Annotated in this window: 20 protein-coding genes; 11 read left to right on the plus strand and 9 right to left on the minus strand. The window is 68.5% G+C overall.

Translation table 11 applies throughout. The features are described from left to right. Positions 1–40: 40 nt before the first annotated feature. A complete protein-coding gene (locus tag SPI01S_RS03765; protein WP_066718349.1) occupies positions 41–1,174 on the minus strand; it encodes a glycosyltransferase in 1,134 nt (377 codons plus the stop codon). Between the two features lie 12 nt (positions 1,175–1,186). Next, the gene (locus SPI01S_RS03770) at positions 1,187–2,071 is read right to left on the minus strand and encodes an alpha/beta fold hydrolase (protein ID WP_066718936.1); all 885 of its coding nucleotides are present in this window, start codon (positions 2,069–2,071) and stop codon (positions 1,187–1,189) included. 18 nt (positions 2,072–2,089) lie between these two features. On the opposite strand from SPI01S_RS03770, the gene SPI01S_RS03775 reads away from it, so the two are divergent. The 6 genes from SPI01S_RS03775 (at position 2,090) to SPI01S_RS03800 (ending at position 8,997) form a co-directional block, all read left to right on the plus strand. Further along, positions 2,090–3,439: a protein adenylyltransferase SelO family protein gene (locus tag SPI01S_RS03775; protein WP_066718351.1), complete on the plus strand. Its 1,350-nt coding sequence runs from the start codon at positions 2,090–2,092 to the stop codon at positions 3,437–3,439. Positions 3,440–3,499: 60 nt separating this feature from the next. Beyond that, positions 3,500–4,915, plus strand: a complete 1,416-nt coding sequence (gene astD, locus SPI01S_RS03780; RefSeq protein ID WP_066718353.1) for a succinylglutamate-semialdehyde dehydrogenase — start codon at positions 3,500–3,502, stop codon at positions 4,913–4,915. 90 nt (positions 4,916–5,005) lie between these two features. Continuing rightward, positions 5,006–5,947, plus strand: a complete 942-nt coding sequence (locus SPI01S_RS03785; protein ID WP_245653456.1) for a PilZ domain-containing protein — start codon at positions 5,006–5,008, stop codon at positions 5,945–5,947. Positions 5,948–5,988: 41 nt separating this feature from the next. Continuing rightward, positions 5,989–7,170, plus strand: coding sequence for a molybdopterin molybdotransferase MoeA (locus tag SPI01S_RS03790; RefSeq protein ID WP_066718358.1), 1,182 nt, complete (start codon positions 5,989–5,991; stop codon positions 7,168–7,170). Positions 7,171–7,227: 57 nt separating this feature from the next. Beyond that, positions 7,228–7,899, plus strand: coding sequence for a transcriptional repressor LexA (lexA, locus tag SPI01S_RS03795; protein WP_066718359.1), 672 nt, complete (start codon positions 7,228–7,230; stop codon positions 7,897–7,899). 171 nt (positions 7,900–8,070) lie between these two features. Further along, positions 8,071–8,997: a hypothetical protein gene (locus tag SPI01S_RS03800; RefSeq protein ID WP_066718368.1), complete on the plus strand. Its 927-nt coding sequence runs from the start codon at positions 8,071–8,073 to the stop codon at positions 8,995–8,997. On the opposite strand, the gene bla is transcribed toward SPI01S_RS03800, so the two are convergent. Further along, complete coding sequence (bla, locus tag SPI01S_RS03805; RefSeq protein ID WP_084253261.1) at positions 8,994–9,854, minus strand: subclass B3 metallo-beta-lactamase; 861 nt, start codon at positions 9,852–9,854, stop codon at positions 8,994–8,996. The genes SPI01S_RS03800 and bla overlap by 4 nt on opposite strands. Beyond that, positions 9,854–11,965 carry a ComEC/Rec2 family competence protein gene (locus SPI01S_RS03810; RefSeq protein ID WP_066718372.1) on the minus strand — a complete coding sequence of 704 codons (2,112 nt, stop codon included), beginning with the start codon at positions 11,963–11,965 and terminating at the stop codon, positions 9,854–9,856. Before SPI01S_RS03810 ends, bla begins: the two co-directional genes overlap by 1 nt. 79 nt (positions 11,966–12,044) lie before the next feature. On the opposite strand from SPI01S_RS03810, the gene gltX reads away from it, so the two are divergent. The 3 genes from gltX (at position 12,045) to SPI01S_RS03825 (ending at position 15,896) form a co-directional block, all read left to right on the plus strand. Beyond that, a complete protein-coding gene (gene gltX, locus SPI01S_RS03815) occupies positions 12,045–13,469 on the plus strand; it encodes a glutamate--tRNA ligase (RefSeq protein ID WP_174539067.1) in 1,425 nt (474 codons plus the stop codon). A 27-nt stretch (positions 13,470–13,496) separates the two neighbouring features. Next, complete coding sequence (locus SPI01S_RS03820) at positions 13,497–14,780, plus strand: citrate synthase (RefSeq protein ID WP_066718374.1); 1,284 nt, start codon at positions 13,497–13,499, stop codon at positions 14,778–14,780. Between the two features lie 156 nt (positions 14,781–14,936). Continuing rightward, positions 14,937–15,896, plus strand: a complete 960-nt coding sequence (locus tag SPI01S_RS03825) for a hypothetical protein (protein WP_157084548.1) — start codon at positions 14,937–14,939, stop codon at positions 15,894–15,896. 27 nt (positions 15,897–15,923) lie between these two features. Here SPI01S_RS03825 and SPI01S_RS03830 read toward each other — a convergent pair whose 3' ends face one another. The 4 genes from SPI01S_RS03830 to SPI01S_RS03845 all read right to left on the minus strand — a co-directional run bounded on the left by SPI01S_RS03830 (position 15,924) and on the right by SPI01S_RS03845 (position 22,022). Next, positions 15,924–17,777, minus strand: a complete 1,854-nt coding sequence (locus SPI01S_RS03830; protein WP_066718941.1) for an ABC transporter ATP-binding protein — start codon at positions 17,775–17,777, stop codon at positions 15,924–15,926. Positions 17,778–17,937: 160 nt separating this feature from the next. Beyond that, positions 17,938–19,890, minus strand: coding sequence for a glycoside hydrolase family 97 protein (locus tag SPI01S_RS03835; protein ID WP_066718378.1), 1,953 nt, complete (start codon positions 19,888–19,890; stop codon positions 17,938–17,940). Next, positions 19,887–20,606: a GDSL-type esterase/lipase family protein gene (locus SPI01S_RS03840; protein ID WP_066718380.1), complete on the minus strand. Its 720-nt coding sequence runs from the start codon at positions 20,604–20,606 to the stop codon at positions 19,887–19,889. The genes SPI01S_RS03835 and SPI01S_RS03840 overlap by 4 nt, the downstream gene beginning before the upstream one ends. A gap of 87 nt (positions 20,607–20,693) precedes the next feature. After that, positions 20,694–22,022 carry an MFS transporter gene (locus SPI01S_RS03845; RefSeq protein WP_066718384.1) on the minus strand — a complete coding sequence of 443 codons (1,329 nt, stop codon included), beginning with the start codon at positions 22,020–22,022 and terminating at the stop codon, positions 20,694–20,696. A gap of 159 nt (positions 22,023–22,181) precedes the next feature. Here SPI01S_RS03845 and SPI01S_RS03850 point away from each other — a divergent pair, with 159 nt between their 5' ends. Both SPI01S_RS03850 and SPI01S_RS03855 read left to right on the plus strand, forming a co-directional pair. After that, positions 22,182–23,843: a L,D-transpeptidase family protein gene (locus SPI01S_RS03850; protein WP_174539068.1), complete on the plus strand. Its 1,662-nt coding sequence runs from the start codon at positions 22,182–22,184 to the stop codon at positions 23,841–23,843. Positions 23,844–23,866: 23 nt separating this feature from the next. Beyond that, positions 23,867–24,190, plus strand: coding sequence for a hypothetical protein (locus SPI01S_RS03855; protein ID WP_066718386.1), 324 nt, complete (start codon positions 23,867–23,869; stop codon positions 24,188–24,190). A gap of 25 nt (positions 24,191–24,215) precedes the next feature. Here SPI01S_RS03855 and SPI01S_RS03860 read toward each other — a convergent pair whose 3' ends face one another. Next, complete coding sequence (locus tag SPI01S_RS03860) at positions 24,216–24,602, minus strand: hypothetical protein (RefSeq protein ID WP_066718388.1); 387 nt, start codon at positions 24,600–24,602, stop codon at positions 24,216–24,218. Positions 24,603–24,614: the final 12 nt, after the last annotated feature.

The following is a 24,614-nucleotide window of genomic DNA, read 5'->3' on the forward strand; positions in this document are numbered from 1 at the left end:
CGGCCGCAACAAGCGAGTAACAAATAGGACCGGACCGGTCTCAGCCCAGCACGCCCGGCCGCCCCATCGCCTGGGCGTAGAGCCGCGCATAGGCCGCAACCATCTCCGCCTCGTCATACAACGCCGCGGCGCGCAGTCGGTTCGCCTGGCCCACGCGTTCCCGTTCTTCGGGGTGTTGGGCAAGGATGTCGAGCCGGTCCCGCAACGACACTTCGGTCCGGTCCGTCGAGAGATACCGCCGATTGGATTCGGAGACCATCGCCGCAATATCCCCTACCTCCGGCGCCACGACCGGCAAGCCGGCCGCCATCGCCTCCAGTACCGAAATCGGCGCCTGTTCGCTTTTCGAGGAAAGCGCGAACAGGTCGAACAGGCCCAGATAGCGATACGGATTGGCGACGAAGCCAGGCAGATACACCTGGTCTTCCACCGCCATGGCCTCGGCCTGGTCCAGGATCGCCTGCCGCTCGGGCCCCTCGCCCAGGATGACCAGCTTGAACCGTGAGCTCATGCCGGCGACGGCGCGGACCAGCATCGGCAGGTCCTTTACCGGGCGCAGCCCGGCGAGGCAGCCGATGAACACCTCGCCCTTGCGGCGCTTCGCCAGCATCGGGAGAAGCTTGGGGTCGAGCTGGCCGGTAAAGCGGGCGGTCGGCACACCGTTGGCGATGCGCACCAGCCGCTCGGCCGGCTGCTTCCAGAATTTGGTCGCGACCTGCTCGAGCTTCTCGGAGGGGACCACCAGCGCATTTGCAGCCGGCAGCGCCATGCGGCGATACATGTTGCGGACGGTGCTCAGCTTCTCCGCCTCGTCGGCGTTGAACCCGTCCTCATGATGGATGATCGGCGGCAGGCCCTTGCCGAACACGCGCGCCGCCATCACCCCGTCGATCGCGCCCCAGTTATAGGTGAGCACCAGGTCGAAGCGCCGCATAAACCGGGCGATCTGCTCGTACCGCTTGACCGAGGGCTTGCCGGTGAGCGGCGGCGGATCGAGCGCAATCTCGTATTTGATGTGCCTGTCGATCGCCTCGCGGGCGCCGAGCTGGTCGGGCATCGCCGAGACGATGGTGTGCCGGGCGCGGTCGCCGAACGCGTTCATCAGCTGCACCGCCCGCGCTTCTTTGCCGCCGAGCGCGAAGGTGGAATGTAGATGGAGGATGTGGATCGACATGGGGGCCGGGGTTTAGCGGGGGTTTGCGATCACCGCCACCTTCCCCAGCAGCCGCTCGATCCCCGCCACCGCCGCCGGCTCGTCGAGAGTCGGAGCATGGCCCACCCCCGCCACCGTCACCAGCTCTGCGCCCGGCACCCGCGCGACCATCTTTTCGGCCGTCTCGGCACGCAGGATGTCGGATCGCTCGCCGCGCACCACCAGCAGCGGCCGGCCGGCAAGTGCGTCGATCGTCGGCCACATGTCCGGTCCCGCCTCGTTGCCCGGCACGCGGAACGGCTCGGCGATCTTCATGTCATAGTCGAGCACGATGCGGCCCTGGCTGTTCACCCGGTGCAGCCGCTTGGCCATCGCCAGCCAGTCCTCGATCGCATAATCGGGATACACGTCCGCATTCGCCTCTGCGACGCCGCGGGCGGCGTGCATCCAGGTCGGGTACCAGACCTGCTTGCCGACATAGCTGCGGATGCGCCCCAACCCTGCCGGGTTCAGCTCCGGCCCGACATCGTTCAGCACCGCGCCGGCCAGCTTGCCGCCGTCGGTCGCCGCGAGCAGCATCGTCACGATGCCGCCCAGCGACGTGCCCACCGCCACGAACTTCTCGATCTTCAGCTCGGCGAGCAGCGCTTCCACGTCCTGCAGATAGACGAGGGGTGCATAGGTCATCGGATCCTTGGCATAGCCGCTCTCGCCGCGTCCGCGGAATTCGACGCACAGCACCCGCCATTCGCCCGAAAACCGCGCGGCAACGTCCGCGAAGTCGCGCGCGTTGCGGGTGAGGCCCGGGAAGCAGAGCAGCGGCGGGCGGTCGGCGCGGCCCGGATAGTCGCGATAATGCAGCCGCAGGCCGTCTTTCGACCACCAAACGCCATCGGAGTAGTTGCGCCGAGCATCCATCGCGCCCCATATCGCCGCATGGCCTTCGCTCCGCAACAGGCGATCCTCGACCTCGGGGATGGCTTCTACGATCCGGTGGCGCCCGCGCGCTTCCCCCAGACCATCCTCCGCTTTCGCAACGACCGCGCCGCTGCGGCCGTGGGGCTGGAGGGGCTGAGCGATGCCGAATGGCTCGCCCATTTCGCCCGCTTTGAACCGCTGCCCGGCAGCCTGCCCGAGCCGCTGGCACTGCGCTATCACGGCCACCAGTTCCGGGTGTACAATCCCGAGATCGGCGACGGTCGCGGTTTCCTGTTCGCGCAGATGACCGACGACGCCGGCAGGCTGATGGACCTCGGTACCAAGGGATCGGGCCAGACGCCCTATAGCCGCTTCGGCGACGGTCGGCTGACGCTCAAGGGCGGCGTGCGCGAGATCCTGGCGACCGAGATGCTCGAGGCGCTGGGCGTTACCACCAGCCGGACCTTCTCGCTGGTCGAGACCGGCGAATCGCTCCATCGCGGCGACGAGCCCTCCCCCACCCGTTCCTCGGTGCTGGTCCGGCTCAACCACGGCCATATCCGCATCGGCACCTTCCAACGGCTCGCCTATTTCCAGGACGAGGAAGGGCTGCGGAAGCTCACCGCCTATGTCCTCCACCATTATTACGGCGAGCAAGACGGGCCGGACGCGCCGGAACGCCTGCTAGCCCATGTCGTCGCGCGCACTGCACGGCTGGCGGGCCAGTTCATGGCCGCCGGCTTCGTTCACGGCGTGCTGAACAGCGACAACATCAACGTGACGGGCGAGAGCTTCGATTACGGTCCCTGGCGCTTCGTGCCGAGCTGGGCGCCGAACTTCACCGCCGCCTATTTCGACCATGCGGGGCTCTACGCCTTCGGCCGCCAGCCCGAGGCGATCTATTGGGACGCGATGCAGCTCGCCATCTCGCTCCGACTGATCGCCGAGGAAGCGCCGCTGATCGCCGCGCTGGAAGGCTTCGCGCCGGCCTATCACCGCGAGGAGGCGAATGCCGTGCTCTGGCGCCTCGGCGTCCAGCCGCGCGACGAAGCCGGCGACCGCGCGCTCACCGAAGCGGTGGAAGTGGCGCTGAACCAGACCGGCACGCTGCTCGACCGCTTCTATTTCGACGCGTTCGGCGGCATCCTGCCCGACAGCTATGGCAGCGACTTCGCCGAGGTCCGCAGCCGCCTTGCCGACTACCGGCCGCGCAAGGCGCGCGACCATGGCTATTGGCGGGGCGAACCCTGTTCGATGCTGATCGAGGAGGTCGAATCGCTGTGGTCCGCCATTTCCGAGCGCGACGACTGGGCACCGCTCACCGCCAAGGTGGCCGCCATCCGCGCCATGGGCGAGGCTCTGGCCTAGCGCCGGGAAATCGGGCAAGAGCGATAGTAACAGGGGCAACGAACCAGAAACAGAAGGCCCATGCCGGACCAGGAACTCCTTTCGACCGAACCCGCAACCGGCGCCGTGCTTTGGCGCCACCCGATCGGGGATGCGGATACCGAAGTTGCCATCGCCCGCGCCAGCTGGGCCGGTTGGGCCGCGCGTCCGCTCGCCGTGCGGATCGAGGCGCTGCGCCGCTTCGCCAATGTCGTCCGGCAGCGCGCCGACGCCTTTACCGACTTGCTCGCCCGCGAGACCGGCAAGCCGCTCTGGGAAGCGCGCACCGAAGTCGAGACGGTGATCGCCAAGGTCGACATCTCGGTCACCAGCTATTCGGAACGCACCGGCCAGCGCCGCATCGAAGCGCCGATGAACACGCGTCTCGCGCTGCGGCACAAGCCGCACGGCGTGCTCGCGGTACTGGGCCCGTACAACTTCCCGGCGCATCTGCCGAACGGCCACATCGTGCCTGCGTTGCTCGCCGGCAATGCCGTGGTGTTCAAGCCTTCGGAGAAGACGCCCGCCAGCGGCGCCTTCCTCGTCGAGTGCTTCCACGCCGCCGGCATCCCCGAAGGCTGCATCCGCCTGCTGGTCGGCGGCCCGGATCAGGGCAAGGCGCTGGCCAGCCATCCGGACATCGACGGCCTGCTCTTCACCGGCTCGGCGAATACCGGCATCGCGCTCAACCGCCAGTTCGCCGCGCGGCCGGAAAAGATCCTTGCGCTGGAAATGGGCGGCAACAACCCGATCGTGGTGTGGAACACGCCGGACCTCTATTCGGCCGCGGTGCTGGTGGTGCAGTCCGCCTTCACCACCGCCGGCCAGCGCTGCACCGCCGCGCGCCGGCTGATCGTCGACGAGAAATTGTTCGAGCCGCTGATGGCCGAGCTCAACAAGCTGATCGGCCGCCTGATCATCGGCGAGCCGCATGCCGACCCCCAGCCCTTCATGGGCCCGGTGATCGACAACAACACCGCCGACATGCTCACCGAAAGCTTCCTGACGCTCTCCACCATGGGCGGCCGTCCGCTCCGCCACATGGAGCGGCTGATCGAGAACCGCCCTTTCCTCACCCCCGGCGTGGTCGACATGACCGAGGCGCGGGAGAAGGTGGACGTCGAGCTGTTCGGCCCGATCCTCCAGGTGTTCCGCAAGGCGAGCTTCGAAGAGGCGATCGCCGAGGCGAACGACACCCGCTACGGTCTCTCGGCCAGCCTGGTGAGCCAGGATCCGCGGCTCTACGACCAGTTCTGGGCGAACATCCGCGCCGGCATCGTCAACTGGAACAAGCCGACCAACGGTGCCTCCTCGGCGGCGCCGTTCGGCGGCGTCGGCTGGTCGGGCAATCACCGGCCGAGCGCCTATTATGCGGCGGACTATTGCGCCTATCCGGTCGTCTCCTCGGAATCCGAACAGGCGCGCGCGGCGATGGGCGTGGGGCTGCGCGACGCCTGAACCCTGCGTTAGGCTTTTCGAAACCGTGCCGCTTAACGACGGTTTCAGGCCCAAGCCTTCATGGTGCCCGCCTTCGGACGGGACAACAACATGGATTCGGGGCACACGTCCGCGACGATCTTCAGCCTGACGCATGATCTTCCGGCACCGCGTTCGCCGATCGCGGCGCCGGGGGGCGGCCTGGATGCGGGCCGGCTCGCCTGGGGGCATGAGACCGCCGATTGCGGCATCCACTGGATCGGCCAGGCAGGCGCGCGGCTTAGAATCGCGCAGGAAATCTCCGAGAAGACGCCAGTCCATCTCCACCTTGACGGTGCCGCGCCGCTGATCGGCCGCACGCTCTGGAGCGACGGGAGCGAGGCCGGCCTCGCCTTTGATGCGCCGGTGGACGTGCTGGGCATGGTCGCCCGCAACCTGGCGCGCGCGACTGCCGAACGCCGACGCCTCCCCCGCATCGAACTGCGCCATACGGTGGGCGTGCACCGCGGCGGCGATGTCGAGCATCTGCGCACCCGAGACATCTCGCAGGGCGGCGTCGGCGTCGAAGCCCGGGGGCTGGCGGTGGACGAGGCGGTACAACTCACGTTCGACGGTCTCCGCCCGCTCGAAGGCGCAGTCCGCTGGATCGCCGGCGACACTGCCGGCATCGTCTTCGCCGCGGAGCTGGGATGGCAGACGCTGTTCCCTTGGCTGCGCGGCATCCAGCAGGCGCCGGCTCGCCAGGCCGGGGGCAGCGAGCTGGATGGACTGCTGCAGGACAAGCTGGCGCTGCGCCTGGACCTCCCGGGCCGCGTTCGCGAAGGGGTGCGCTGGTGGAACTGCCGCATCCACGCGCTGACCGCGCAGCAGGTGGAATTCGAGGCGCGGCAAGGTTTCGATCCCGGCACCCCGCTATGGGTCGCGCTACCGGAGATCGGCGGCGGCCCGGCGCGGGTGGTGCGCGCACGGCATGGCCGGACGCTTGCCGAATTCCGCATGCCGCTGCGCGACAGCGACCTGCGCCTGCTCACGGCGAGCCGCCGCGGCGCCTGAAGCGGCTTGCATCGGCGGTCGCCCGACGCCAAGCCGGAGGGATGGCGCTCCTTCCCATTGCCGAGGCCCAGGCGCGGCTCCTCGCACTCGCCGGCCGCACGCCCGTCGAAATCGTCCCACTGGCCGAAGCCGTCGGCCGCTGGGCCGCTGCGCCGGTGGCCGCGCGTCGCACCCAGCCCGAAACCGACCTGTCGGCGATGGACGGATATGCGATCCGCTTCGGCGATCTTCCCGGCCCTTGGACGGTGATCGGCGAGAGTGCCGCCGGGGCGGGCTTTCCCGGTACGGTCGCGCCAGGCGAGGCGGTGCGCATCTTCACCGGCGCGCCGATGCCGGCAGGCGCGGACACGGTCCTCGTCCAGGAAGAAGCCGCACGCGAGGGCGACGTCCTGTCGCTGGCTGGGGAAGGCCCCGCCTATCCTGGCCGGAACACGCGCCGCCGCGGTCTCGATTTTGCAGAGGGAGACGCGCTGATTGCCGCGGGAGAGCGGCTTACGCCGGCCCGGATCGCGGTCGCCGCGATCGGCGGCCACGCGACGATCGCCGTACACCGCAAGGTCCGGGTCGCCATTGCCGCGACCGGGGACGAGTTGGTGCCGCCGGGCGCACCGATCGGCCCCGCCCAGCTTCCCGAATCGAACCGCACCATGCTCGCCGCGCAACTCGCCGACCTGCCGGTGGAAATCGTCGACCTCGGCATCCTGCCCGACGACCTCGACGCGCTCACCCAGGCATTCTCCACGGTGGAGGCCGATCTGCTGGTGACGAGCGGCGGCGCCTCGGTGGGCGATCACGACCTGGTCCGCCCCGCACTCGAAGCCGCCGGCGCTACCATCGACTTCTGGCGGATCGCGCTGCGGCCTGGCAAGCCGATGATGGCGGGACGGCGCGACGAGATGATCGTACTGGGCCTGCCGGGAAATCCGGTCTCGGTGTTCGTTACCGCCTTGCTGTTCGCCAAGCCATTGATCGCGCACCGTTCCGGCGCCGCCCATCCGTTGCCGCCGCGGCGCTCGGCGCTCCTGGGCGAACCGCTGCCCGCCAACGGCCCGCGGACCGACTATCTCCGCGCCGCGCTGATCGACGGACGCGTCCATGCCTCGGCGATCCAGGACAGTTCGATGCTGCGGACGCTCGCGCGCAGCACCTGCCTGATCGTTCGCGAACCGCATGCCCCGCCGGCAAATATCTCCGACTCGGTGGAAATCCTCGACATCGCTTGACAGCACGTCGGAACATTGCATAAACGTTCCCAGTCTGTTCTAGACCCGGAGGATTGGATGCTCACGCGCAAGCAGCACGAGCTGATCTGCTTCATTGCCGACCGCCTTGCCGAGACCGGCGTGTCGCCCTCGTTCGAGGAAATGAAGGAAGCGCTCGACCTCAAGTCGAAGTCGGGCGTGCACCGCCTGATCAGCGCGCTGGAGGAACGCGAGTTCATCCGTCGACTGCCGAACCGCGCGCGTGCGCTCGAAGTGCTGCGCATGCCGGAACGCGGCGAGCGCAAGCCGTCCCCGAAGGCGGCAAAGCCGGCCGCGGCAACGCCTGCTTCGCTGCCGGCGCCCGCAAACGACGTGGTCGAGATCCCGCTGCACGGCCGCATCGCCGCCGGTACGCCGATCGAGGCGCTCGAAGGTTCCACGATGCTGCCGGTGCCGGCAGCGTTGCTCGGCGCGGGCGAGCATTACGCGCTTGAAGTGGCGGGCGACTCGATGGTCGAGGCCGGTATTCTCGATGGCGACTATGCGCTGATCCGCCGCACCGAAACCGCGCGCGACGGCGAGATCGTGGTGGCGCTGATCGACGATGCCGAGGCGACCCTGAAGTATTTCCGCAACGAAGGCACGATGGTCCGGCTGGATCCGGCAAATCGCGACTATTCGCCCCAGCGCTATCGACCGGATCAGGTGCGGGTGCAGGGTCGACTAGCCGGGCTGTTGCGGCGCTATTGATCCAGCGCCAGCGCGGGAAGACGGAAGCCTGACGGTCCCGTCGGGCTTTCCGGCTTTCCGGCTTTCGAACTTGCCGCACGTCGCAACGTTCTGCGCGCAAGCGTGAATTCGTTTTCTATTGCGGTCGCTTGTGGCATGCTCTGCGCGAAACGTGCGTGGGAGGGCGGATCGATGGGCGGCTGTCGGTGGGCGATCATCGCGATGTTCGCGGGCATCGTGTGGCCTGCTGCGGTCTTGGCGCAACAAAGTACGCCGGGTGCCGAGGCTTCGCCGAACATATCCCCCCAACCCGCCGGCGATCCCATCATCGTCACCGCACGGCCGCTGCCGCCGAAGGACGAGATCAAGTCACTGTCGCGGTCGATCACGCCCTATGTGTCGGGAGGGTCGCTGCCGCGCTTCAATGCCTCGGTCTGCTTCGGAACTAGCGGTCTTGCGCGTCGCACGCTCGAACAGGTCGGCGCTCGGCTGGCGCTCGATGCCGACCTCGCCGGTCTCGAGCTCGCCGGGGACGGTTGCAAGCCAAACGTGTTCGTCCTGTTCGTCGATGGCGTGGGGGACCAGATGGCGAAGCTGGTCGAGCGCAAATGGTGGGTCTTCGGCGAGCGTTCGCCCGCCGAAGTCCGCGATATCCTCCGCCAACGGGGACCGGTGCGCGCATGGAGCAACAACGAGTTACGCGGTGCGGACGGTCAAAGGGTCGGCGCGGACGGCCTGCTGCGCGTGCCAGTGGCGACGCGGATCGCGCCGGCCGTCCGCCACGACATGCTGGCCGCCATCGTGGTGATCGAGCGCTCCGCCGTAGTAGGCAAGACGCCCAGTCAGATCGCGGACTATGTCGCCATGCGCGCGCTTGGCGGGGTGCGGCCACCCCGCACCGGCAGCAAGGAGACCATCCTCGCGCTGTTCGATAGCCACGTTCTCGAAGCGCCTGCCGAGATGACGGCATTCGATCGTGGCTATCTGCGCGGCCTCTATGATTCGAGCACCGCCGAGTTCGCCTCCGTGACGCAGGGGCGGATCGCACGCAGGATCATGAAGGAGAAGGATGCCGAACTCGCTCAGACCACCAGGCAGGCGCCGCCGACCGCGCCCTAGTTCGCGCCCTGCGCCTTCAACGCCGTGTCGAACGCCTTCTGCGCGGCGTCCACCCGGCGCCCGAGTTCGCCCGGATCGACAAACGCCTCCGCATCCCCTGCGAGCTGCCTGGCGCGCTTGGCCGGCAGGTCGAACTGCTCGGCATGGAAGCTCAGAAACACATCGGCCTGCGTCGCGCGCAACTTGGCAAAGGTTGCGCGGAAATCGGCGGCCGCGGAGTCATAGCCATGGCCGGGTGTCAGCGGCTGGTCTGCGACGCTCAGGCTGCAGGCGAACAATACCGTCAGGCTGTCGCCCCCGGAGGGGACCTGCAGGGTGAAGCTCGTGCAGCCCTTGGTGTGCCCCGGCGTCAGATGCGCGACCAGCGTGTTGGTGCCGAGGCGGATCTCCTCGCCGTCCTTGATCTGCCCGTCGACCTTCACCGGCGGCGCGGCGATCGAGATGTCCGGGCGATAGTCGGCCCTGCCCGCTTCCAGCGCCGGCGTGTCGGCCGCGCTCGCCAGCAGCCGCGCGCCGGTGCGGCGCTTGAGTTCGGCAAGGCCGCCGTCATGGTCCCAGTGCGCGTGGTTGATCAGCAGGATCTTCACGTCGCCGAGCTTGAAGCCCAGCTTCTCGATGGCGGCGGCGATCAGCGGCGCGCTTTCGGGCATGCCGCCATCGATGAGGATATGCCCCTGCGGGCTGGTGATCAGATAGGCGGCAACGCCGGCCGTGCCGACATAATGGACATTGCCGAGGATCCGGAACGGCGCCACCGGCTGGTTCCATTCGGCGCGCACCTTGGTCCAGTCAGTACCTTGCGCAAGTGCCGGGGAAGCCAGGCCAAGTGCCGAGGCTGCAAGCAGAATCCGGATCATCATCGATCTCCCTTCGCGGCGCTGAATGGCGGTCGCACGGTAGGCGGGTCAAGCCAAGGATGGCGGCCCTGGTTCCGGACGCGACGTATCGTGCCGCCGGCGAAGGTCAGCGCAATCCCGCCCGTCTGGGTGAGGCTCCCACGATCGAGCCGCAGCCAGCGGGGATGACAGGCGCGCGGCAGGCGGCGCTCGCTCACCACCACGTCGCTCGCCGCGCACACCGCCACGAGCGCGCGCCACGCGACCGGATAGGCGCTGCGCGTCGCGACGATCCGCCAGTGCCGCCCGCCCCGGATCACCTCTGCCACGCACAGATCGGGGCTGCACCGCGCATCGGGACGGTCGGCCAGCGCGGCCAGGGCATCCGCCTCCACGCCGCCATTCTCGCTCAGCACCTGGCGCGTGAAGTCGCCGGCACGGTCGCGCAGCAACGCGAAGCTGCCATCGGCCATGCGCAGCGCGGCGTGGCGACCATCGCCCGTGACCAGCAGGTCCGGCCCCGGCGTGATCGCCGCCCAGAGCGCGCCGATGCACAGCGGCACCAGCCCCAGCATCCGCACCCGCGTGCGCCAAAGACCGATCCAGAGCCCGCCCGCGACCATCGCCGCAAAAGCACCCGCGGGCATGACCGGAAGCGCCGCCACCGAGCCCGGCGCGTTCGCGACCGCATGCGCGATCCACAGGAGCACCGCCATTGCCTTGCCCGTGAGCCACCAAAAGGGCGTACCCGCGCCGACCAGATCGGCCACCAGCGCCAGCGCCTCCAGCGGCATCGCCACGAAGGTGGTGAGCGGGATGGCGACGATATTGGCCACCGCACCGTACAGGCCGCCCTTGTGGAAGTGGAACAGGCCGATCGGCATCAGCGCCAGCTCGACCAGGATGCCGGTAAGCAGCAGCGACCCCGCCCCGCGCGCGATACGCAGCGCACGCCCTTCCTCGCGCGCTTCGAACCACCGGCGCATATGCGGGCTCTCGTGCAGAGCGACGATCGCCGCGACGGCCGTGAAGCTTAGCTGAAAGCTCGGGCCCGCCAGCGACTCCGGCCAGAGCAGCAGCACCACCATCGCGCCCGCCGCGACAAGCCGCAGCGTCAGCGCCTCGCGCCCGAAGCTCAGCGCCACCAGCACCAGCAGCGCGGCGACGCAGGAACGGATCGTCGGCACCTGGCCCCCGGTAAGCCAGGTATAGCCGATCGCCGCCAGCGCGCCCGCCCCCGCCGCGACAAGGGGCAGCCGCACCCGCAGCGCCAGCCAGGGGCTCAGCGCGAGCAGCCGCAACACCACCAGCATGGCCGCGCCGGTGACCGCCGTGACATGCAGTCCGCTTACCGACAGCAGATGCGCAAGCCCCGCCCGCCGCATTGCTTCGCCGTCCGCCTCGCTGATCGCGCCCTCGTCGCCCGTGGCGAGGGCGCTGGCGATGCCGCCTGCGCTGCCCGGCAGACGCGACTCGATATGGGCGGACAGCGCCGCGCGGAGATCGTGGCCGCCACGCGCCGGCGCGCGACGCAACGTGATCCCGTCCAGCACCTTGCCCGTTGCGCCGATGCCGTCGAACCAGGCGACCCGGCGGAAATCATAGGCGCCGGGCACGGAAGGTCCGGGCGGCGGCACCAGTCGCGCCCGCAGCGCGATCCGAGCGCCCGCCGCGACTCCGGCCGGAACGCCGGTCGCCTCCACGTTCACGCGCAGCTTGGGCGGCAGGTCGGCCCGCCCGACCGGCGCGAGCACCAATCGCACCAGTCCGCGCGCGGTCAGCGCGTCAACCCGCACGACCTCGGCATCGAAGGCGACGACCTCCGGGCGCGCCAGCACCGGCGCGGAAACGCTCTCCGCCCGCCACCAGACCGATCCGCACCCACCGGCAAGACACAGGCCGACGACCAGCAGCGCCCGCCCCGCCCTGCCCGGCAGCAGGGCCCCAACGAGCGCCAGCCCGATCGCTGCAAGAAGAAAGCCGATCCATTGCCGTGCATCGTCCAGCACGAACCAGGCGGTGACGCCGCCCCCGAACGCGATCGGCAGCCATAGCGGCAATTGCCCCCGCTCCGCCTCCAGCCAGCGTTCGATTGCCCCCCGCCCCTTGGGGAATCCCCAGCCCGCCCCCATTTGAAGGCCCGGAAACCCCGTGCTAGGGGCCGCGGCGGCTGAACTGGCCATCGAGACAACAGACTGGGAGCATGCGCGCTTGAGCGCAATACAAGAAACCACCCCCGCCAAGCCCGTCGTCACGCGCTTCGCCCCTTCGCCGACCGGCTTCCTCCATATCGGCGGGGCGCGCACCGCGCTGTTCAACCTGCTGTTTGCCCGCCACCATGGCGGCAAGTTCCTGCTGCGCATCGAGGATACCGATCGCGCGCGCTCGACCCAGCCGGCGATCGAGGCAATCCTCGATGGGCTGCGCTGGCTCGGCCTCGATTGGGACGGCGACGAAGTCTATCAGTTCGCTCGCGCTGCCCGGCATGCCGAAGTCGCGAACGAGATGATCGCGCGCGGCGCGGCCTATCGCTGCTACCTCACCCAGGACGAACTCGCCGCCATGCGGGCCGAGGCGGAAGCCGCCAAGAAGCCGCTGCGCATCCGCTCGCCCTGGCGCGACCGGACCGATGGGGACCTCGCCGTGCCGCACGTCGTCCGCCTCAAGGCGCCGACCGAGGGTTCGGTGACGATCCGCGACCAGGTGCAGGGCGACGTGACCGTGCAGAATGCGGAGATCGACGATCTCGTGTTGCTGCGCTCGGACGGCACGCCCACCTACATGCTCGCCGTGGTGGTCGACGACAACGACATGGGCGTCACGCACGTGATCCGCGGCGACGACCATCTCAACAACGCCTTCCGCCAGCTGCCGATCTATCGCGCAATGGGCTGGGACGAGCCGGAATATGCCCATATCCCGCTGATCCACGGCGCGGACGGTGCCAAGCTCTCCAAGCGCCACGGTGCGCTCGGCGTCGACGCCTATCGCGACGAACTCGGCCTGCTGCCCGAAGCGGTGTCGAACTATCTGCTCCGCCTCGGCTGGGGGCATGGCGACGACGAGATCATAAGCCGCGAGCAGGCGATCGAATGGTTCGATCTGGCCGGCGTCGGCAAATCACCAAGCCGGTTCGATCTCAAGAAGCTCGAGAACCTGAACGGTCACTACATCCGCCAGTCGGACGACGCCCGGCTGGCCGATCTGGTTGCTGCGCGCCTGCCCTTCGAAACCAGCGACTCGCAGCGCGACCTTCTGCGCCGCAGCATGGCCGCGCTAAAGCCGCGTGCCGCCAATCTCCTGGAACTGGCGGACGGCGCAGGCTTTCTTTTTCGCACTCGCCCACTGGAAATGGACGAGGCGGCAGCCGCTCTGCTAGAGGGCGACGCGCGCACTCTGCTGGCCCAGTTGCACACCGCGCTTGACGGATTGGCAACGTGGGATACGGAGGCGCTCGAAGCGGCGGTACGCACCGTCGCGGATGCTGCGGGCGTGAAGCTCGGCAACCTGGCGCAGCCGCTGCGTGCGGCGTTAACCGGCCGCCGAACTTCTCCTGGTATCTTCGATGTCCTGGCGTTGCTGGGACGCGAGGAGAGCCTCGCCCGCATCGCAGATCAGATGCGTACGCCCGCCTGAAAACGGGTCGAAGGAAAGGACGACTATATGAGCGATACCGCCAAACTGCATGTTGCGGGGAAAGACGTCGAATATCCGGTCCTTAAGGGCAGCACCGGGCCGGACGTCGTCGACATCCGCAAGCTCTACGCGCAGACCGGCGCCTTCACCTACGATCCGGGCTTCACCTCGACCGCGAGCTGCGAGTCGGGCCTGACCTTCATCGACGGCGACGAGGGCGTGCTGCTCCACCGCGGCTATCCGATCGGCCAGCTGGCCGAGAATTCGAGCTTCATGGAAGTTTCGTACCTGCTGCTGAACGGCGAACTGCCGACGCAGGACGAACTGACCAAGTTCGAGAACACGATCACCCGCCACACCATGCTGCACGAGCAGCTGGCGACCTTCTATCGCGGCTTCCGTCGCGATGCGCACCCGATGGCGGTGATGTGCGGCGTGGCCGGCGCGCTTTCCGCCTTCTACCACGACTCGACCGACATCACCGACCCGACCCAGCGCATGATCGCCAGCCACCGGCTGATCGCGAAGATGCCGACGATCGCGGCGATGGCGTACAAGTACAGCGTGGGCCAGCCGTTCCTCTATCCGAAGAACGACCTGAGCTACACCGGCAACTTCCTGCGCATGACCTTCGGCGTTCCCGCCGAGGAATATGAAGTGAACCCGGTGGTGGAGAAGGCGCTCGACCGCATCTTCATCCTCCACGCCGATCACGAGCAGAACGCCTCGACCTCGACCGTGCGCCTCGCCGGTTCGTCGGGCGCCAACCCGTTCGCCTGCATCGCGGCCGGCATCGCCTGCCTGTGGGGCCCGGCGCATGGCGGCGCGAACGAAGCAGCGCTCAACATGCTGCAGGAAATCGGCCGTCCGGAGCGTATCCCCGAGTTCATCGCCCGCGCGAAGGACAAGAACGATCCGTTCCGCCTGATGGGCTTCGGTCACCGCGTGTACAAGAACTACGATCCGCGCGCGACCGTGATGCAGAAGACCGTGCGCGAAGTGTTCGCCGCGCTCAACGTGACGGACCCCGTGTTCGAAGTCGCACTGCAGCTCGAGGAAATGGCGCTCAAGGACGATTACTTCGTCGAGAAGAAGCTGTTCCCGAACGTCGACTTCTATTCGGGCGTCATCCTGTCGGCGATCGGCTTCCCGACGACGATGTTCACCGCGCTGTTCGCCCTTGCCCGCACCGTCGGCTGGGTGGCGCAGTGGAACGAGATGATCTCGGATCCCGAGCAGAAGATCGGCCGCCCGCGCCAGCTCTACACCGGCCCGACGCAGCGCGACTACGTGCCCGTCAGCCAGCGCTGAGCGCAGCTTCCGGGTTGGCCCCGGAAAAGGCTTGAAGAAAACGGCGTCCCGCATCCGCGGCGGCGCCGTTTTTTCGTGGAGCGCCGCCCGCTGGACAAGCATGCAGGCCGCGCTCATCCTGCCGCCCAAGCACGCCTGTGCGGGGGAGGACTGCCGATGCTCCGTCTGACACTGTTGGTCGTTGCCCCGCTCCTTGCCGCCCCGCTGGCGCAGCAGTCCGGCCCGCCACCCGGCAAAGGGCATCTGGTACTCGACGAGGAGGCCATCGTCGTCACCGGCACGGTGCCGCGGTGCTGGCCGCGCGCGGACGATCCGCAGGACGCTGTCGATCTCGGCGCGAGCACGGGAACGCGCCACCGGCAGCTGATCTGGCGCGATGCGGCGGCGGCACGCTACGCCCTGGTGCCGGATCATTTCCCCACCGCCGCTCCAACGCTCTGGCAACGGGCCGGCGTGAGGCTGAAGGACTTCGTGTTCCGCGTGCCCGAGGACGGCGAAAAAGTCTGCATCGGCGCGCGCTCCCGGCTGGGAGGCGGCGTTGCCCAATTGCGGCGCGGCTTCGATGCCCGCCCCTATTGGGGCAAATACATGATCCTCACCGCCGACGTCGCCGCCCGAAAGGCAGGCCGTGTCGACATGTGGATCGCCGCCGGTGCCGAGGACCCTCGCCCGATTGACGACGCCAATCTAGGCCGGGATATCGTTGCGGGCGGCTTCAAGCAGGTCCCCATCTCCGGCGACTTTGCCTGGAAGCGGGTGCGGTTCCTGATCGGACCCATGCCCTGCATGGCGGCGCAGATCAGCTACGGCATCCAGCTGCAGGACGGCGGCGATGCCTGGCTGGCGCGACCCCGCTTCACCGAGGTGCCGGAGGAACAACTCTCGCCGTCGATGCGCCGCGTGCTGCACGGGGCGGCAATGCTGCGGAGCGATCCGATCTGCCGCTACCGCCTGCAGAACGCCCCGCTCTACACCTTCCGGGGCAAGCGGGCCGTTCTGCTGGCGCCCGGATCGCCGGTATATCCCGGGATGCGCATTTCCGCACGGCAGCCCAATGGGTCGCTCAGCGGCGTCGACTACCGTAACCGCTTCGCCCCGGGCATCATCGAATTCTGAGTGCGCCCATCGTGACGCACGCTTCCGTCACCCCGCCGCCTGCCGCTCCACCATTCGCAGCGGCGGGCGCGGGCTGAGCCCGAACATCCGCCGCGCGGTACCGGCGACGAAGCGGGGGAATTCGCGCCGCTCGAGCGGGGCATCCAGCCCCTCGGCCTGCAGCGCCCAGAGCCGCTGGAAGGCGCCGCCCGCGCGCAGCAGCGCGAGCGGCGCGCCGTCCTCCACAATATGGCCATGCTCGACCACGATCACCCGATCGAACCCGACGACGGTGGACAGGCGGTGCGCCACCGCCAGCACCGTGCGGTGCGCCATCAGTGCGTCGAGCGCCTGCTGCACCTCGATCTCCGACCCCGTATCCAGCGCCGAGGTCGCCTCGTCGAGCAGGACGATCGGTGCCTTGCTGAGGAACGCGCGGGCAATGCCGATCCGCTGGCGCTGGCCGCCGGAGAGGTTGGTGCCGCGCTCACCGACGATCGTGTCATAGCCCTGCGGCAGCAGCGCGATGAACCCGGCGCAATGCGCCGCCTCTGCGGCAGCCCGAACTTCCGCGTCCGTCGCATCGGGACGGGCGAAACGGATATTCTCCAGGATCGAGCGATGGAACAGCAGCACTTCCTGCGGCACCACCGCAACCGCCTGGTGCAAACTCTCCTGCGTCACCCGGTGGATCGGCTGGCCGTCGATCAGCACCTGGCCCGTCTGCGGATCGTGCAAGCGCTGGACGAGCTGGAGGATGGTCGACTTGCCGGCGCCCGAGGGGCCGACGATGCCGATCTTCTGGCCGGGCGCGACGGTCAGCGACAGGTCGTGCAGCACCGGCCTGCCGGGGTGATGGCCGAAGGTGACGCCTTCAATCCGCACCTCGCCGCGCGTGGCGGCCAGCGGCGCCGCATCGGGGGCGTCGTCCAGCGCGTGTGGGGCGCCTACGATCTCCAGCGTCTCGCGCAGATAGCTGAACTGCTGGCTGGTATCGATCAGCGCCATCGCCAGGTCGCGCGAACCGTTCAGCATGCGGAAGGTCATCGCGCTGACGACCACCACGTCGCCCGCGGTGATCCCGCCTGCGATCCACCGCTCGACCGCCCAGACCAGCGCCGCGCCGACCAGGATCACCAGCGCGACATCGTGGAGGACACGGATCCGCTCGACGAACATCCAGCCGCGCTTCTGCGCCGCCGCCTCGGCCTCGAAGAAGCCGCGCAGCCGCTCCGATTCGCGGCGGCGTGCCCCGAACGACTTGATCGCGGCGATGTTGCCGACCAGGTCGACCAGCTCGCCGCCGCTCTCGCTCGCCGCGCGCGCAAAGGCCTTGTGGTACTTGTCGCCGCGCATGCCGAGGAAGACGAGGCCGGTGCTGGCCGCGACGAAGATCCCCGTGATCGCCACCGCCATGCGCCAGTCGATCGCCAGGAAGATCAGCAGCGCGCCGCCGAATGCGATCAGCGGCGGGGTAATCTCCATCAGGATGCGGTGGGTCAGCGCTTGGAACGAGCCGGTCAGCGCGCCCACCCGGTGCCCGAGCGAACCGCCGCGCTGGTTCTGGAAGAAACCGATGTGATGGCCGGTCAGATAGTGAAACATGTCCAGCCGGATGCGGACGCTGCTGGCGACGGTGATGTTGCACAACAACATTGCCGCGCCGCGGACCAGCCCGTTTTCCAGCGCGACCAGGCCGACAAATGCCGCAAGCGCGAAGTAGACTGCGGCGTGCGAGGGCGCCGCGATCGTCATCGAATCGATCAGCAGCTTCATCGCATATTGCACGCCGACCGCGCTCGCCGCGCCGCCCACCACCAGCAGCGCAAGCAGCGCAAAGGCCAGCGGCCTGCGCGTGACGTAATGGAGCAGGAACCGTGCCGGGCTCTTCAAAAACGGCATGTCGTTCCCCTTCAGGGTTTCCGGGCGCTGCATTGCAACAAACATGCGCCCGAAAAGAGCCGTCGCGGGATGAACGCACTGTGAACTTTCCGGAAAGGGAAGGTCAGTGGAGAAGATGCGTCGGTGAATTGCGGCAGAATCGGGGCACGGTGGCCGCGGCTCAGCGCTCGTGGAGGATAGCCGCCGCGCCCCCGGTTGCTGCGAGGTTGAGCGTCAGCACCGTGTCGGACGCGACGCGGCGGCTGTCCACCTGCACCGCGTCAGGGGCCGCGCCGTCCGTCCAGATCCGCGCCTCTGCGCCGCGCGCGCCGAGGAATGCGAGCGGCACCGCGACGCTGCGGGCCTTCTCGTTGTTCATCGCGCCCAGATACCAGCTTTTGCCCTTGCGGCGGGCAAGCACGATATATTCGCCCGTTTCGCCCGCCAGAAAGCGCGTCTCGTCCCAGCTTGCCGGCACCGCATTGATGAAGTCGAAACCCGTCGGGCTCGCCGCATAGGTGTCCGGGCTGTCCGCCACCGCTGCGAGCGGCGAGAGGTAGACGACGTACATCGCCAGGCCGTGGGCGCGGGTCGTCTGCACCAGCGGCAGGTCATTGCGAATCTGGAAGTTGGCGGGCGCCACGTTACGGAACCCGCCGGGGGTATAGTCCATCGGCCCCAGCAGACCGCGGGTATAGGCGAGCATGACGTTGTTGCCGGCGGTCGCGCGCCGGCTCCACTTGTTGTACTCGGCGCCCATCACGCCTTCCTGGGTCACGAAGTTCGGCCAGGTGCGGGTAAGGCCGCGCGGCGGGAAGGCGCCGTGCAGGTCGACCATCAGGTGGTGCCGCGCCGCCGCCCCCAGCAATTTCTGGTACCAGTTGACCATCCACTGGTCGTCGCGGTCCATGAAGTCGATCTTGATGCCGGCGATGCCGAGCTTCTCGTAGAGCGCGAGCGCATCCTCCATCTGCTCGTCGATCGCCTGCCAGTGCGCCCACAGCCACAGCCGCACCTTCTTGCTGCGGGCATAGTCGGCGACGTCCTGGAGGTTGATCGCATCGGCCCATCGGGTGATGTCGACCCCCGGCCGCCGCACCCCGCCGCCGCCCGCGCCGGCGTACCAGCCCTCGTCGATCATCGTGTAGGGAAAGCCGTTCTCGGCCGCGAAATCGATGAACGCCTTCGCCACCGCGGTCGTCGTGCGCTGGCCCGGCAGCTTGGCGATCACCGGCCCGTTCCACCAGTCCCAGCTTGTAAGGCCGGGCTTGATCCAGCTCGTGTCCTCGATCCGGCTCGGTGTGGAGAGGTTGGTGAGCAGCGTCGATTCGTGCAGCTTGCCCAGCTGGTCGGCGAGCATCACGACGCGCCACGGCGTCACGATCGGGCTGCCGACGCGCGTGCGCACGGCGAGGCGCGAGTCGTCGAGCGAAGGCGAAAGCTTGATCTGCAGCCCCGGCCCGCCGTCGCCGCGGCCGGTGAGATACATGCCGGCGAAGTCGATCAGGTCGGCCTCGGCCAGCGCGAAGGCGGCCTTCCCCGTCTCACAGGCGAAGGGCAGGTCGAACAGATTGTGGTCGCGCAGGCGGGTCGTGTCGACCGGATCGAACTCGCCTTCATGGCTGGAGCCGAAATGGCCGACATTGAAGCCCCAGCACTTCCATGGCTGCGGGAAATAGAAGCCGGTCCGCTCGTACCGGACGATCGCCGCTGCGGTCGCCGCCTGCACCGGCACCACCGTCCGGAACGCGACGCCGTCATCATAAGCGCGCAGGACCAGGTCCATCCGCCGCTTCGCGCCACCGCGTTCCTGGAAATGGATGGTCAGCTGGTTATAGCGGTCGCGGCCCTCGTCGGCCTTGCCGAGCACGATCTTGTAGCGTGTGTCGGCGCTGGTCGCCTCGCTGCCGGTGATCGCCATGCCGAAGCCGATCGCATCGCGATCGAGATCCAGCGCGATCGGCGACGGCGCGAGCACCATCTCCCCCCGTCGCTGGACCAGATAATTGGGCGTGCCCTGGCGATCGAGCGCCACGACAATCCGGTTGGCGCCGTCCGGCGACACCGCCTCCAGCGTCTGCCCGGCGGCCGGAGCCGCGATCAGCAGCGCGACCGACCCGAGCAGCGGCTTCACGCGTGGCGGGCCTTCAGGATCGGCTCGATCACCGTCGCCATCGCGTCGTAGCCGGCTTCGGTGGGGTGGACGCCGTCATAGGCGAGGCCCGGCTTCATCGCGCCCTTCGCGTCGCCCAGGACGGGGGTGTAGTCCACCCAGGTCAGGCGCTCGGCCGTGGCATAGCCCTGCAGCCAGGCATTGATCTCGCGGATCGGCCCGACGACGTCGAGACCGGGGCGCCAGGGGAAATGATCGGCCGGCGGCACCGAGGCGAGGATCACGCCGATCCCGTTCGCCTTGGCGATCTGGGCCATCATGCGGAAATTGTCGTAGCTCTGTTCACGCGTCATCGCGCCGGTATTGCCGGCGATGTCGTTGGTGCCGGCCATGATGTGGACGAAGCGCGGCTTCAGATGCACGACGTCCGCCATCATCCGCAGCACCATCTGCGGCGTGGTCTGTCCGCCGATGCCGCGGCCGACGCGGCCGGGCGTGAAGAAGCCCGGGCGCTTGCCCTTCCAGCCCTCGGTGATCGAATCGCCGAGGAAGACGATGTTGACCTTCTCGCCCGCGGCCAGAATGCGGGCATTGTCCGCGGCGTAGCGGCTCAGTTCGGGAAAATCCTCGTGCAACAGGCGCTCCTTGCGCTGCTCCCAGGTCTCCTGCGTCTGCGCACGCGCGACAAACGGAAGCGCAATCGCGCCGGCAAGCAGCGAACGGCGGCGGACGGACATCACGATTCTCCCCGGGGCAGGTCCTGGTGTTGAGGGCCGAGCGTGGCGCAACGCCGCGAGAGCGTCAAACCTCGCCCGGCCTCGTTTTCAATGCAGCGAAGCAGCACCGCCTGCACGCACCGGCTTGGCGCGGCCGGCGGCGATCGCGAAGCCGCACAGCACGACGTAGCACAGCGCCGGCACGATCAGCGCGAAGGCATAGCCGTGCAGGTCCGCCACCTTGCCGACCAGCAGCGGCAGCACCGCGCCGCCGACGATGGCGGTGCACAGCAAGCCCGAGGTCGCCTCCTCGCTCGCCGCCGAGCGCTCGAGGGTCAGCGTGAAGATGACGGGGAACATGATCGAGTTGAACAGGCCGATCGCCAGCGCGACGAAGCCCGCGCTCACGCCGCCGACCGCGACGACATAGAGGCACATCGCCGCCGCGATCACGGTGAACAGCGCCAGCAGCTTGTCCGCGCGGACGCGAGTGAGCAGCAGCGAGCCGAGCGCACGACCGACCATCGCGCCGCCCCAATAGAAGGCGACGGCCTTGCCGGCCTCCTGGAGCGAGACGCCGTGCACGCCGTCGCTGCCCATCAGCGTGCCGAGCAGCGGCACCCCGAACGGTGCGTCGGACTGGCCCCAGACGCTGTTGTCGTTGAGGAACAGCGCCATCTGCGTGCCGATCGACACCTCGGCGCCGACATAGAGGAAGATGCCCAGCGCGCCGAACAGCGCCCAGCGCGACGAGAAAGCGCCGAACAGGCCCGAGGCAGCGTTCTGCACGGGCGCGGCATCACGAACGACGCGACGGCTGACGAAGAAGAACACCGCGAGCGCCAGGATCAGGCCGCAGATCCACAGATAGGCGGTATCGATCCCCGCAAGCGCCTCGGCGCGGACCGCCGGATCGACCACCGCGCCGGACTTCACCTCGACACCCTTCAGGAACAGGTGCGCGCCGAGCAGCGGGCCCAGGAACGTGCCGAAGGAGTTGAACGTCTGGCTCAGCACCAGGCGGAAATGGCTGCCCTTGGGGTCGCCCAGTGCGGCGGCAAGCGGGTTGGCGGCGACCTGCAGCACGGTAATGCCGCTGGCCAGCACGAACAGGCCGAGCAGCACCAGCCAGTAATTGGCGAGGTTGGCCGCCGCCAGCATGATCAGGCACGCCGCCGCCATGGTGCACAGCGCCAGCAGGATCGACGGCACCGCCTTCAGCCGCGAGACCAGCGCCGCGGCCGGCAGCGAGACGACGAAATAGGCGAAGAAAAAGGCGAAGGCGCTCGCCTGCGCCTGCAGGTTGGTGAGCGTGAAGATGCCCTTCACCGCCGCGACCAGCGGATCGACCAGCGAGGTGATGAACCCCCAGGCGAAGAACAGCGTTGTAACCGCGGCGAATGCCAGCGTGGTGTGCGTTGAACGTGCGGTGGCCAAGCGATCCCTCTCCTGCCCCAATGGCTTAATCGGGCGCGACGCTTCCCGACAACGTTGGCAAAAGTCAAGCAGGAGCGGGTTTTCGCGCTCGCATCTTCACGCCGGCCTCGCCTATAGGCCGATGCGTTGATAAACGACGCGGCGAGTGGAGTATTGCGCGTGGACGAAGTGAAGAAGCTGGCAAGGACGAAAGCGGCATTGACGAAGGGGGTGGCTGCACTGGCGCTGGCAAGCGCGATTGCCTCTCCCGCAGCAGCCCAGTTCCGGCTGATTCCGAAGCCCAAGCCCACCGAGACGCCCGTCGCCCGGCCGGCCCCGACGCCGGCGAGCCAGGCGCAGATCCAAGCGCCGGTAAGGACCCAGACCCCGCGGCCGGCCGCAACGGCGCGCGCGCCGCAGAGCCAGACCCCGGCGGTGCAGACGCCCCGGCCGACGCTCGCCCCACCCCAGGTTCAGCCGACGCCGCTTGTTCCCGCACCGATGGTACAGGCCGCGCCGCTGCCGACGCTGAGCGGCAAGCAGATCGCGGAGCTGCGCCAGCTGCTCACCGATGCGGGCCTGTCGCAGGGCCTGCGCCGCATGACCAGCACGGTCACGCTGCCGGGCGACAGCGACGGCATGGTGCGCGCAGCGCTCGATTATGCCCGCGCGGTTCATTCGGGCCGGCTCGATTCGAGCGACTTCATCAACGACTGGGGCCTGCGCCCCGCCCCCTTTGATCCCGCCCCCGGCTTTGCCGATGCCGTGCGGCGCGATCGCCTCGCCGCCTGGATTCGCTCGCTGCCGCCGCCCTATGCCGGCTATGACGGGCTGGAGAAGGGCCTGGTCGCCTATCGCGCCATTCTCACCTCCGGCGGCTGGGCGAAGCTCGCGCCGGGACCCGATCTCGGCAAGGGCGCGAGCGGCGCGCGGGTCAAGGCGCTGCGCAAGCGGCTCGCGGCCGAGGACAAGCTGGTTGCGACCAGCGGCGACGTGTTCGACCAGGACCTGCAGGACGCCGTGCTCCGCGCGCAGCGCCGCTATGGCCTGCGCCCGACCGGCGTCGTCTCCACCGGCACGCTCGCCGCGCTCAACGTGCCGGTCGAGGCGCGCGTCCGCCAGATCATGGCGAACATGGAGCGCTGGCGCTGGCTGCCGCAGCAGCTGCCGGCCAAGCGCATCCAGGTGAACATCGCGGCGGCGGTGATGACCGTGTTCGAGGGCGACAGCCCGATCGCCTCGATGAAGGCCGTGACCGGCCGGCCAGGCAACGAGACGCCGATGCTGCAGTCGCGCATCCACTCGATCGTGCTCAATCCGCCGTGGAACGTGCCGAGCGGCATCGCGGCAAAGGAGCTGTGGCCCAAGGGCGAGGCCTATCTGAAGGCGCATGGCTACCGGGTGATCGGCACCGGGCCGGATCGCCGCCTGCAGCAGGAATCGGGGCCGCGCAGCGCGCTCGGCCGCTACAAGTTCGACTTCGACAATCCCTATGCCGTGTATCTGCACGACACGCCGGTGCAGTCGGGCTTCAACAGCTACAGCCGGCTCGACAGCCATGGCTGCGTGCGCCTGGAAAAGCCGGGTCCGCTCGCCGAACTGCTGCTGAAGAACAATCCCGAGTGGCAGCCCGAGGCGATCGCCGCCCAGCTGGAAGGCACCAAGACGGTACGGGTGCGCCTCGCCGATGCGGACCAGGTCGCGGTCTATCTGCTGTACTGGACCGCTTTCGCGAGCGCCGATGGCACGATGAACTTCCGCGACGATCCCTATAGCTGGGACAAGCTGCTGGCCGAGAAGATCGAATCGCGCGCGGCCGTCAGCGCCGGCACCGCCTCCTGAACCCGAACGCCAAGGAACCACCCATGAAGCTGCGCACTCTCGCAATCCTGGCCGGCGCCGGCCTCACCCTCGCCGCTTGCGGCAGCAAGGACGAAGGCCCTACCGCACCCGACGCCAACGTCACGGAAATCACCGTACCCGAAACGCCGACCGACGTGAACGTCTCCACCCAGGAGCCGGCGGCGGTCGAGCCCGCCAACGCCGCACCGGCGCCGGTGGCCACGCCGAGCGAGAAGCCGACGCCGTTCAGCGACCGCGAGCAGACCGAATCGGATGCCGCCGCGACCGGCATGACGTCGCGGATCGATCGCAACGCCGACAGCGAAAATCAGGAAAAGAAGCAGTAAACGAGAATATCGGGCGGGCCGCGCGTCAGCGCGCGCGCCCCTCGTTCAGGGCCGCACGGCCGTGGCTCACCCGGGCGAGCAGCAGCTCGAGATGGTCGAGCGAATAGCCCGACGCGTGGAAGGCGGCGATTTCCTGCTTCGGCAGCGCATAGCCCTTGTGCCAGGCCAGCACCGCCATGCGGCGGAGCGCTTCCAGCTTCGAGTCGGCGAGACGCGGGCTCGCCCGATCCCCACCGAAGAACAGCGCGAAGAAACGCGACCAGCGGCTCGGGGCTTCCAGCGAGGACAAGCGGTCGCGCTGCGCAATGGCAACGACCTGCCATTCCAAGGCGGTAAGCGTCGCAGATGCTTCCAGGGCACCGCTCGTCGCGAGGGGCTGGCCGTTGAAGCCGGTAAGATCGAGATACGCCATCGCCTGCACTCC

The sequence above is a fragment of the Sphingomonas pituitosa NBRC 102491 genome (genome assembly GCF_001598435.1).
Lineage (GTDB): Bacteria > Pseudomonadota > Alphaproteobacteria > Sphingomonadales > Sphingomonadaceae > Sphingomonas > Sphingomonas pituitosa.